8 protein-coding genes are annotated in these 11,219 nt (G+C 66.0%); 7 read left to right on the forward strand and 1 reads right to left on the reverse strand.

The window, feature by feature from the left end:
• Positions 1-90: 90 nt before the first annotated feature.
• The 7 genes from AC1Q6X_RS17950 (at position 91) to AC1Q6X_RS17980 (ending at position 10,370) form a co-directional block, all read left to right on the forward strand.
• Positions 91-618: a sigma-70 family RNA polymerase sigma factor gene (locus AC1Q6X_RS17950; RefSeq protein WP_070312288.1), complete on the forward strand. Its 528-nt coding sequence runs from the start codon at positions 91-93 to the stop codon at positions 616-618.
• Positions 615-1,619 (forward strand): FecR family protein, encoded by a 1,005-nt coding sequence (locus AC1Q6X_RS17955; RefSeq protein ID WP_492497972.1) that lies wholly within the window; start codon positions 615-617, stop codon positions 1,617-1,619. Before AC1Q6X_RS17950 ends, AC1Q6X_RS17955 begins: the two co-directional genes overlap by 4 nt.
• A 73-nt stretch (positions 1,620-1,692) precedes the next feature.
• Positions 1,693-4,167 carry a TonB-dependent siderophore receptor gene (locus tag AC1Q6X_RS17960; protein ID WP_492497973.1) on the forward strand — a complete coding sequence of 825 codons (2,475 nt, stop codon included), beginning with the start codon at positions 1,693-1,695 and terminating at the stop codon, positions 4,165-4,167.
• A gap of 162 nt (positions 4,168-4,329) precedes the next feature.
• Positions 4,330-5,349, forward strand: a complete 1,020-nt coding sequence (locus AC1Q6X_RS17965; RefSeq protein WP_070310452.1) for a LacI family DNA-binding transcriptional regulator — start codon at positions 4,330-4,332, stop codon at positions 5,347-5,349.
• Positions 5,350-5,589: 240 nt separating this feature from the next.
• Positions 5,590-6,990: an alkaline phosphatase family protein gene (locus AC1Q6X_RS17970; protein ID WP_070220788.1), complete on the forward strand. Its 1,401-nt coding sequence runs from the start codon at positions 5,590-5,592 to the stop codon at positions 6,988-6,990.
• A gap of 80 nt (positions 6,991-7,070) precedes the next feature.
• Positions 7,071-8,687, forward strand: coding sequence for a histidine-type phosphatase (locus tag AC1Q6X_RS17975; protein ID WP_492497974.1), 1,617 nt, complete (start codon positions 7,071-7,073; stop codon positions 8,685-8,687).
• 96 nt (positions 8,688-8,783) lie between these two features.
• Positions 8,784-10,370 (forward strand): histidine-type phosphatase, encoded by a 1,587-nt coding sequence (locus tag AC1Q6X_RS17980; RefSeq protein ID WP_492497975.1) that lies wholly within the window; start codon positions 8,784-8,786, stop codon positions 10,368-10,370.
• Positions 10,371-10,400: 30 nt separating this feature from the next.
• On the opposite strand, the gene AC1Q6X_RS17985 is transcribed toward AC1Q6X_RS17980, so the two are convergent.
• Positions 10,401-11,219: aldehyde dehydrogenase family protein (locus AC1Q6X_RS17985; protein WP_492497976.1), on the reverse strand; the 819-nt coding region annotated here is incomplete at its 5' end.

An 11,219-nucleotide genomic window follows, 5' to 3' on the forward strand; every position in this document is an offset into this window, starting at 1 on the left:
CCCGCCCCTTCCGCATGCAATCGGGGATTGTGGCGAGACGCCGCTGGCGCTTACAATGAGAATAATTCTCATTTATATTATTCATTCCCCATGTCCGCCATTCAGTCCAGCCTGCAACAGCAAGTGCAGTCGCTTTACAGCGAGCATCATGGCTGGCTGGTGGGCTGGCTGCGCAAAAAGCTCAGCTGTCCGCATGGCGCGGCCGATGTGGCACAAGACACGTTCGTGCGCATCATCGCTTCGCGCGACGCCCTGTTCGGCATGCGCGAGCCGCGCGCCTATCTGTCCACCACGGCAAAGCGCTTGCTGCTCGACCGCGCGCGCCGGCAGGTACTCGAGCGCAGCTACCTGGCGGAACTGGCCCTGCTGGCCGACAGCCTGCCCGGCGCGCCGTCGCCGGACGAGATCCTGATGGCAGTGCAGGCGCTCGGGCAGATCGCCACGGCGCTGGCCGGCTTGTCCGCCAGGGCGCGCGACGCCTTCTTGCTGCACTACCTGGAAGAGCAGCCGCAGGCCGCCGTCGCCGCGCAGCTGAACGTCTCCACGCGCATGGTGCAAAAATACCTGGTGCAAGCCTTGCTGGCCTGCCGCCACGCCTGCCCGGCCATGGCGGCATGAAGGGCGCGCGCACCGACGCGGCAGCCGAACAGGCCGCGCAGTGGATCGTGCGCCTGAGCGCCGACGACCCGGCCGAGCGCGAACAGGCACGCTCCGGCTTCGCCGCATGGAAGGCGGCCGACCCGCTGCACGCGAACGCAGCGGCCGGCATGGAAAACCTGCTGCGCCAGTTGCACGCCGTGCGCGAGCCGGCCGGCGGCGACCATCGCCCCGCCCGGGCCGCCCTGGCCGCCATCGCCCCCGATCGTCCCCGCCAGCGCCTGCGCCAGCTGGCCGCCGCCAGTGCCGTTGCCGTGCTGGTGCTGGGCACGGCCATGGTCGCCAGCGAGCGCCCCGCCTACCTGCTGGCCGACCTGCGCAGCCCCACAGGGCAATGGCAGTCGCACATCCTGGCCGACGGCAGCCGTATCACCCTGGCCGGCGACAGCGCCGTCAACGTACGCTTTACTGCGGGCGAGCGGCACGTGGAACTGGTGCGTGGCGACATCCTCGTCGACGTCGCCAAGGATGCGCAGCGTCCCTTCATCGTCGACAGCAGGCAGGCGGCGATCCGCGCGCTGGGCACGCGCTTTAGCGTGCGCCGGGAAGACGGCGCCACCATCCTGAACATGCTGGAGTCGACAGTATCGGCGCAGGTGCCGCAACATCCTGCCGTCGTGGTGCGGGCGGGCCAGCGCACGCGCATCACGGGCGATGGCGTCGGACCGCTAACAACCATCGATGCGGTCAGCGTGCAGCAAGCGTGGCACGCGCACCAGCTGGTGGTCGACGACCAGCCATTGGCCGAGGTGCTCGACGAGCTGGCGCGCCACCGTCCCGGACAGCTGCATTACAACCGCGCGCAGATCGCCGGCATCCGCGTGGCGGCCGTGCTGCCGCTGGACGACACGGACAAGGCGCTGCAGCTGTTGATCGACAATTTCCCGCAACTGCGCATCCGCATGCTGACGCGCTACCTGGTGATGGTCGACGCGCCAAGCACTGGCACCGCAAAAAAATAATTTGCCACGCAAGTTCGTGTTGGCGCATCTCGCGCGTCAAGGCAGCTGAGATCATTCAAAAAAGGCTGTCACCATGTACGCTCAATTCGTTGCCGTTTCCTCCCCGAACACCCTGCGCACGCGTCTGCGCCCGCTGGCCCTGGCGGCCATGCTGCTCGCTGGCGCCGCCCTGCATGCCCAGGCAGCCGCCCAGGCCGTGCCGGCGGTCGCCAGCTACGCCATCCCCGCCGGTCCGCTGGCCGGCGCCCTGAACCGCTATGCCCAACAGGCTGGCGTGTCCATCGTCATCGACGCGGCCAAGGTGCAGGGGCTGCAGACGGCCGGCCTGCAAGGCAGCTACGCCATCGACGACGGCTTCGCCATGCTGCTGCGCGGCAGCGGCTATGCCATCGGCAAGACGTCCACCGGCTATGTGCTGGTGGCCGCACCGGCGTCCGCCCCCACGGCGGCGGCAAGCTCCGCTTCGGCGGGCGAGCGAACCATGCCCTCGATTACCATCGTCGGCCAGGCCGAACAAGGCGCCACCACGGAAGGCAGCGGTTCCTACACGGCGCGCAAGCTCACCATCGGCAAGGGTGAACAAGCGATGAAGGACATCCCGCAATCGGTCAGCGTGCTGACGCGCCAGCGCCTGGACGACCAGGGCATCACGGACTTGCGCGAAGCTGTCAACAACGTCACCGGCGTGGTGGGCGTGCATGGCGTGGGCCCGGGCGTGGTCATCACGGCGCGCGGCTTCCAGATCGACCAATGGCAATACGACGGCGTGCCGATCGACCGCAACACCTATGCGCTGGGTAACTGGGGCCAGGAAAACATGGTCATCTACGACCGCCTGGAAGTGCTGCGCGGCGCTTCCAGCATGCTCGTTGGCACGGGCAGTCCCGGCGGCTCCGTTAACCTGGTGCGCAAGCGCCCGCTGGCCACACGCGCGATCACGCTGACGGGGCGCGCCGGTTCCTGGGACCACTATGGCGCCCAGGTCGACATCAGCAGCCCCCTGAACGCGGAAGGCAGCCTGCGCGGACGCGCCATCGTCGACGAGGACGACAGCCACTCCTTCATCGACCAGGTGTGGAGCAAGAACCGCACCCTGTATGCAGCGCTCGACTACGACCTGGCGCCCGCCACCACCGTGGGCCTGGCCGCCAGCCACGTCAAGGCCCACGGCCGCCCCACGTTCATCGGCCTGCCCCGCTACGTTGACGGCAGCGCACTGCCGCTGCCGCGCTCCACCTTCACGGGCGCCGACTGGAACCGCAGCCTGGTGGAACAAAGCACCGTCTACCTGGACCTGGAACACCATTTCAATACGCAATGGAGCCTGAAGGCCTCGGCGCTGGGCATGAATGAAAGCACCAGCTCCACGCACCAGCGCACGGCCTTCGCCATCAAACCCGATGGCAGCGGCGCGCGCTATGGCGACTTTTCCACCGATTTCGACAACCGCAAGCGCGGCATCGACGCTTTCGTGCGCGGCAAATTCGACGGCCTGGGCATCGCGCAGGAAGTCGTCGCCGGCGCCAGCTATGTCAGCATGACGTCGAACGACCGCTATGCGCGCGCGTGGGAAACAGGCGCGGATATCTTCAACATCAAGCACCATCGCCCGTGGCAGGACTTCGACAGCATCGCCGCGCGCGGCGTGAGCAGCTACAGCACCTACGACATGCGCCAAAAAGGACTGTACGCCACCTGGAACGGCCAGCTGACGGGCAAGCTGAAAGCCCTGCTGGGCGGGCGCTTCAGCTGGTACGACTTCCTGTATGCCACGCCGGACGGCTACCGCGACGCCACCCGCGCCACGGCCAGGTTCACGCCATCGGTAGGCCTGATCTATGCATTGACGCCGCAATGGTCGGCCTACGCCAGCTATGCGGACGTGTTCCAGCCGCAGACGAACCACGACGTGGCCGGCCGCACCCTCAAGCCGATCACGGGCAGCAGCTACGAAGGCGGCATCAAGGGTGAACTGGTGGATGGCAAGGTCAACACTTCGCTGGCCGTATTCCGCTATGACCACAAGGACCGCGCCGTCACCGACTACGCTGCCGGTTTCGCCTGCGACGGCTGGTACTGCTCGCGCGCCTCGGGCAAGGTGCGCAGCCAGGGCCTGGAAGCGGAAGTGTCGGGCGAAGTGGCGCGCGGCCTGCAGCTGTCGGCCGGCTATGCCTACACGACGACGACCTACCTCGACGATCCGGACAACAAGGGCCAGGTCTTTTCGACGTGGACGCCGAAGCACATGCTGCGCCTTTGGTCCAGCTATACCCTGCCCGGCGCGTGGGACAAGTTCAGCGTGGGCGCCGGCACCAGCCTGCAAAGCCATACGGTCGATACCGAACGCACGTTCAAGGTTGCCGGTTTCTCGATCTGGAATGCACGCCTGGGCTGGCAAGCCACGCCGCAAGTGGCCCTGTCGGTCAACGTCAACAATCTGTTCGACAAGCGCTACATCATCCCGGCCTACAACACCACTGGGTCGAACAACTATTATGGCGACCCGCGCAACGTGCAGTTCACCCTGAAGTACACGCCGAAGTGGTAGGACGATTGAAAAGCTGAGGGCCGGCACGCCGGCCCGCGCCGCGTGACTGACAGTGCCACCGGCATTCAGTTCGCGCCGCGGCCGGGATTTTCGGCTAAGATGATGGCGCGGCGTTGCGCCGCACCGCATCGTGCATCGGCCTCTCAATCATCTACACCGTCAATGGAACAAAAAGACAAGTCCTGGGTCACTTCGGTCGACGTCGCCAAACGGGCCGGCGTCTCGCGCTCCGCCGTCTCGCGCACATTCACGCCCGGCGCCAGCGTGGCGCCCGAAACGCGGGCCCGCGTGATGGAAGCGGCGCAGTCGCTGGGCTACCAGGTCAACATCCTGGCGCGCAGCATGAACCAGGGGCAAAGCAATCTGGTGGGCGTCGTCATCACGGGCTTCACGGACCCGTTCCGCGTGGCCCTGCTGGGCGAAGTCACGCGCAGCCTGAGCGAACATGCGCTGGTGCCGCTGCTGATGAATGCGGAAGATCCCGAACGCCTCAGCGAATTGCTGCGCATCCTCCTCAGCTACAAGATTTCCGGCGTCATCATGACGTCCGGCTCGCCGCCGTCCGCCGTGGCGACGGAATACCTGCAGCGGCAAGTACCGGTGGCCATGATCAACCGCGCGCGCGACCTGAAGGGCGTGGACGTGGTCAACAGCGACAACCGCCATGGCGGCGAACTGGCGGCCAGCACCCTGCTCGACAGCGGCGCCAAACGGCTGGCCTTCGTCAACACGCGCGCCAGCAGTTTCAGCGGCATCGCGCGCGGCAAGGCCTTCCTCGACCACCTGGCGCCGGCCGTGGCGAAGAAGCGCTGCACGGCCGGCGAATACCTGGCCGACGCCATCGGCTACCAGGCGGGCCAGGAAGCGGCCGACGCCCTGCTCGCCTCGGGCAAGCTGCCCGACGGCGTCTTTTGCGCCACCGACCTGATCGCCTGCGGCTTCATCGACGCGGCGCGCAGCAAGTACGGCATCGACGTGCCCGCGCAATTGCAGGTGATCGGCTTCGACGACATTCCCATGGCGGCGCTCGACGCCTACCAGCTGACCACCATCCGCCAGGATGCGGGCGAACTGGCGCGCCGCGCCGTCAAGAGCCTGGTCGAGCGCATGGAAAAATTTGCCATGCCGGGCCGCCTGAAGGAAGTCCCCGTCACCCTGGTGCGGCGCGGCACGACGCGCTAAGCGCTTCGACACGGCAGATGGCGCAACGCCGTCTGCCCGCCCTCACCGCCCCGCAGCGCCCGCCGTTCCCCGTTTTCCACACTTTTTCATCCTCCGCCTGTACTTGTTGACATCGAAAAAAATCCGGGTTACTGTTTGCACACGCGTGCTGCACACGTGTGCAATTTCTTCAAAAAGCCTGTTCTGGCCATACCACTAAAAAAAGCGCCCCGTCCACGGAGGCGTATTAAGGAGACCGTTATGTTGAACCACGTTCTAAGAATCGCCCTGTTCGGCGCCGGGGCCATCGGCCTGGCGGCCTGCACCACCCCCGCCGGCATGCAGCACAATACGGCTGCCAGTGCCGCCGCCGATCCGAAGCTGGCGAAGATCGGCCAGATCGTCGTCGTGTACATGGAAAACCGCAGCTTCGACCACCTGTTCGGCACCTTCCCCGGCGCCGACGGCATCGCCAATGGCCGCTCGCCGGACACCACCACGCAGACCGGTCCCGACGGCAAGCCGTATGCGATGCTGCCCGCCGTGGCGCTCGACAAGGGCGGCCTGGACCAGCGCTTCAAGGGCGACATCGCCAACGCGCCCTTCCACATGGAGCCGAGCGTGTCGCTGGGCGACAAGACGGCCAGTCCCGTGCACGCATTCTGGACGCACAAGCGCCAGATCAACGACGGCAAGAACGACCGCTTCGTCGTCGAGGGCAACACGGGCGCCCTGCCCATGGGCTATTTCGACGGCAGCAAGCTCAAACTGTGGGCCCTGGCGCAGCGCTACACCCTGGCCGACCGCTTCTTCCAGTCCGCTTACGGCGGTTCCTTCCTCAACCACATGTGGCTGACCTGCGCCTGCACGCCCGTGTTCCCGAACGCGCCCAAGTCCATCGTCGCCCAGGATGAGCGCGGCACCGGCCACAAGAAGGGCGAGGAAGCGGAAGTGACGCAGGACGGCTACGCCGTCAACACCATGCAGGGCCCGCTGCTGTTCGACCCGACCAAGAAGCAGACCTTCCTGCCGCCGCAAACCATGCCCACCATCGGCGACCGCCTGACGGACAAGGGTATCTCGTGGGTCTATTATGCGGACGGTTACGACATCGCCGTCGCCTCGACCAAGTCGGGCAAGAAGGCCGACGATTTCTCGTATCACCACCAGCCGTTCACCTACTTCAAGCGCTTCATCGACAGCCCGCAGCAGCGCGCCACGCACCTGAAGGACCGCTCCGACATGATCGCCGACGTCCAGGCGGGCAAGCTTCCGCCCGTCTCGTTCTACAAGCCCATGGGCAAGAAGAACATGCATCCGGGGATGGACAAATCGAGCGTGGCGGCCGGCGACGACGAGGGCGTGGCCATCATCAACGCCATCATGGAAGGCCCGCAATGGAAGGATACCGTCATCATCGTCACCACCGATGAAAACGGCGGCTTCTGGGACCACGTGGCGCCGCCCAAAGGCGACCGCTTCGGCCCGGCCACGCGCATCCCCGCCCTCGTCATCTCGCCGTTCAGCGAAGGCGGGCATATCGACCATACCGAGTATGAAACCGTGTCGATCCTGAAGTTCATCGAGGAACGCCATGGCCTGGCGCCATTGAGCGAGCGCGATGCGCGCGCCAACAGCCTGGCCAAGGCCCTCAAGCTCTAAATTCCACCATCCTGCCTGTCTGCCCTGGGTGCGCCGTCCTGCGCGGCGCGCCCGGGCAACTCACATCCAAAGGAAACGCCATGCTGCATGCACGCCATCTTCCCCTGTCCCTCCTGATGCTCTCCCTGGCCGCCTGTGGCGGCGGCGACGATACGCCGACCGTCCCTGTCACGCCGCCGGTGACGCCTCCTGTGGCCCCGCCGCCCGCCACCTACTACCAGACCAAGACGCCGTACACGCCGCAGCAGGACGCGGCTACGTATGAAGCCGCGCCGGCCGGCTACGCGCCCGTGTTCACCGAACTGGTGGCGCGCCACGGTTCACGCGGCCTGTCGAGCATGAAGTACGACGCCGCCTTCTACAACGTCTGGCAAAGGGCCGCCGCCGACGATGCGCTCACGCCGCTGGGGCAAAAACTGGGCGCCGACATCCTGAAACTGATGAAGGCCAACGCGCTGCTCGGCTACGGCGTGGACGGCATCACGGCGCCCGGCTACGGCAACCTGTCGCAGACGGGCATCAATGAGCACAAGCAGCTGGCCGTGCGCATGCTGGCGCGCCTGCCCGCCCTGTTCACGCAACTGGGCGCGAACGCCGCCAGCGCGCCGCGCCAGATCGTCACCGTCAGTTCCGGCGTGGACCGCGCCAAGGACAGCGCCGCATATTTTGCGCAGTCGCTGGCCGCCACGGCACCCAACGTCGCGCCGCTGATCACCCTGCCGCCCGCGCCGGCCGGCTACCCGGCCGGCAAGCCCGTGGCGCAGCCAGCTGGCACCAACCGCTTCCTGCTGTATGCGCACAAGCTGGTGCCCAAGACGGACCTGGTCACCGATGCCATCGACGGCTACTACCAGACCTACCAGGACAGCCAGGCCTACCAGAACTACCTGAAAAGCCCCGACTTCCTGGCCAAGTACACGGCCATCGACACGGACGCCACGGCGCGCACCCTGGGCCGTGCAGTGCTGGAACGGCTGTTTAGCAAGGCGTTTGTCGACAAGATCGACAACGGCACCTACAGCTTCGCCAATACGGGTACCTACAGCTTCACCAGCGACGACGGCAAGTTCACCAACACTGTCACGGGCGACGGCGAGACCACCATCAAGGGCCTGGCCGATGCCGCTTCCGTGCTGTACAACCTGTACGCCATCATGGCCGGCATGACGAACGAGGTCAAAGCCGACTTCGTGCAGTACATGCCGTCGGACGCGGCCAAGTACCAGGCCTTCGTGCAGGATTACCAGGATTTCTACAACAAGGGTCCCGGCACCACGGAAAGCGCCGGCGTCACCTGGAACTACGTGCGCGCGCTGCGCGACGACTTCTTCACGGAAGTGGACGCCATCGCGCGCGGCGACCTGTCGCACGGCGCCAAGCTGCGCTTCACGCATGCGGAAGCCATCATCCCGCTGGCCACGGCCATGGGCCTGAAGACCGTCGTCGGCGCGCTGCCGGCGGCGCAGACCTACAGTTATGACAACAGCAGCTGGCGCGGCCTGTACGTGGCGCCGATGGCGGCCAACATGCAGTGGGACGTGTACCGCGACGCCAGCGGCAATGTGCTGGTAAAAATGCTGTACAACGAAAAGGAAACCGACTTCCAGGCCGCCTGCGATGGCGCGCGCCATGCGGCCGGCAGCCATTTCTATGTGTATGCAAAGCTGAAGACCTGCTACGGCCACGTGGCGCAGTAATCACGGAGTGCAGGCGGGCCGGCTCCCAGCCGTGCCCGCCAGTTTGGCGTTTGATGCTAGGCTTGCGCCCAGGAACTCATCACGTCACGGACTCCCATGCCTCCATCGCTTCCCCTGGCCAGCATCCCGCTGGCCCTGGCCCTCGCCATGTGCGCCGGTCACACGCTGGCCGTCGAAGGCCATTACCAGACCAAGACGCCGTATGCGCCGCAGCAGGACCCGGCCACCTATGCCGCGCCGCCGGCCGGCTTCCAGCCCATTTTCACGCAGCTGGCGGCGCGCCACGGTTCGCGCGGACTCACCAGCATGAAGAACGACGCGGCCCTGTATGCGATGTGGCAGCAGGCCGCCGCGCAGGATGCGCTCACGCCCCTGGGCCGCGAACTCGGCCCCGACATCCTGGCCCTGATGAAGGCCAATGCCTTGCTCGGTTATGGCGTGGCCGGCATCGAGCGGCCCGGCTACGGCAATCTGTCGCAGACGGGCATCGACGAGCATCGGCAGTTGGCCGTGCGCATGCTGGCGCGCCTGCCCACCCTGTTTGCGCAAGTGGGGCAAGACGCGGCGACGGCGCCGCGACAGCTCGTCACCATCCATTCCGGCGTGGACCGCGCGCGCGACAGTTCGCGCTTCTTCACGCAGTCGCTGCTCGAACAAGCGCCCGCACTGACACCCTTGCTGTACCTGCCGCCCGCGCCGGCGCCATATCCGCAGGGACGCAAGCCCGCGGTGCAGCCGATATTGCAGCCCGATGGCGTCAACCGCTTCCTGCTATACGCGCACAAGCTGGCGCCGCAGACGGACCGCGTCACCGATCCGGCCAACCCGTATTACGCCACCTATGCCGCCAGCCAGGCCTACCAGTACTATGAACGAAGCAAGCAGCTGGATGCGCTGATGGGCGCCCCGGCTAAGTTGCCTGCGGCGACCGCGCATGCGCGCCACGTGCTCGAACGGCTGTTTTCTCCCGCCTTCCTCGCTCAGTTTGAAGGCGGCCGCGCCAGCTATGCGGACACGGGCAGCTACACCTTCACCAGCGCCGACGGCAAGTTCACGCGCACCATGACGGGCAGCGGCAAGACCGTGATCCGCAGCCTGAATGCGGCCGCGACAAAATTGTATGAGCTGTATGCGATCGCCGCCGGCATGCGGCATGAAGTGCCGGCCGATTTCAGCCGCTACATGCCTGCCGACGACGCGCGCTACTACGCCTATGTCGCCGACCATGAAGATTTTTACCAGAAGGGCCCCGCCACCAAGGAAAGCAGCGGTGTGACGTGGCGCTTTGCGCTGGCCTTGCGCGACGATTTTTTCAATGAGGTCGATGCGCTGGCCAGGGGCGATGTGCGCCACGCGGCGAAGCTGCGCTTCACGCACGCCGAGATGATCATTCCGCTCGCTTCGGCCATGGGCTTGCAGCAGGCGCTGGCCCCCTTGCCGGCATCGCTCAGTTACAGTTATGAAAACAATCCATGGCGCGGCCAGAACGTCTCGCCGCTGGCGGCCAATATGCAGTGGGATGTGTACCGCAACGACGCAGGGCAGCTCATCGTGCGCCTGCTGTACAACGAAAAGGAAACGGACTTCCAGGCCGCTTGCGACGGCGCCCGCATCGCGCCGGGCAGCGTCTTTTACGATTATGCGAAACTGAAAACCTGCTACGGACACGTGGCGGCGCGCTGACGCGCTGATACTGCGCGCCGCCAGCGCGCTTTACTTCAGGGTCGGCATGGCAAACTCCGCCCCGGCCGCCGTCGAGGCCGGCCAGCGCTGCGTCACCGCCTTCTGCTTCGTATAGAAACGCACGGATTCCGGGCCGTGCGCATGGTGGTCGCCGAACAGGCTGCGCTTCCAGCCGCCGAAGCTGTGGAAGGCCATCGGCACGGGAATCGGCACGTTCACCCCGACCATGCCGACCTGCACCCGGTGCGTGTATTCGCGCGCCGTGTTGCCGTCGCGCGTATAGATGGCCGTGCCGTTGCCGTATTCATGCGCATTGACCAGCTCCAGCGCCGCCGTAAAATCGGGCACGCGCACGATGCACAGCACGGGGCCGAAGATTTCCTCCTTGTAAATCGTCATGTCCGGCGTGACGTGGTCGAACAGGCTGCCGCCCAGGAAAAAGCCGTGCTCATGGCCTGGCAGGACAAAACCGCGCCCGTCGCAGATAAGCTTGGCGCCTTCCTTGACCCCCGTGGCGATGTAGCCGGCGATCTTGTCCTTGTGCACCTGCGTGACGACCGGCCCCATCTCGGCCGACAGATCCATGCCCTGCGTGATCTTTAACGCCGCGATGCGCGGCACCAGCGCTTCCACCAATTGGTCCGCCACATTGCCGACCGCCACGACGACGGAAATGGCCATGCAGCGCTCCCCGGCCGAACCAAACGCGGCGCCCATCAGGGCATCGACCGTCTGGGCAATGTCCGCGTCGGGCATGACGACCATGTGGTTTTTCGCGCCGCCCAGGGCCTGGACGCGCTTGCCCTGGGCGCAGCCCGTCGCATAGATATATTCGGCGATCGGCGTGGA

It is taken from the genome of Janthinobacterium sp. GW823-FHT06H09 (assembly GCF_058794735.1).

Excerpts from the sequence above, each read along its gene's own strand:
- AC1Q6X_RS17950 (WP_070312288.1), top strand. The coding sequence starts at position 91 with ATGTCCGCCATTCAGTCCAGCCTGCAACAGCAAGTGCAGTCGCTTTAC.
- AC1Q6X_RS17955 (WP_492497972.1), top strand. The coding sequence starts at position 615 with ATGAAGGGCGCGCGCACCGACGCGGCAGCCGAACAGGCCGCGCAGTGG.
- AC1Q6X_RS17960 (WP_492497973.1), top strand. The coding sequence starts at position 1,693 with ATGTACGCTCAATTCGTTGCCGTTTCCTCCCCGAACACCCTGCGCACG.
- AC1Q6X_RS17965 (WP_070310452.1), top strand. The coding sequence starts at position 4,330 with ATGGAACAAAAAGACAAGTCCTGGGTCACTTCGGTCGACGTCGCCAAA.
- AC1Q6X_RS17970 (WP_070220788.1), top strand. The coding sequence starts at position 5,590 with ATGTTGAACCACGTTCTAAGAATCGCCCTGTTCGGCGCCGGGGCCATC.
- AC1Q6X_RS17975 (WP_492497974.1), top strand. The coding sequence starts at position 7,071 with ATGCTGCATGCACGCCATCTTCCCCTGTCCCTCCTGATGCTCTCCCTG.
- AC1Q6X_RS17980 (WP_492497975.1), top strand. The coding sequence starts at position 8,784 with ATGCCTCCATCGCTTCCCCTGGCCAGCATCCCGCTGGCCCTGGCCCTC.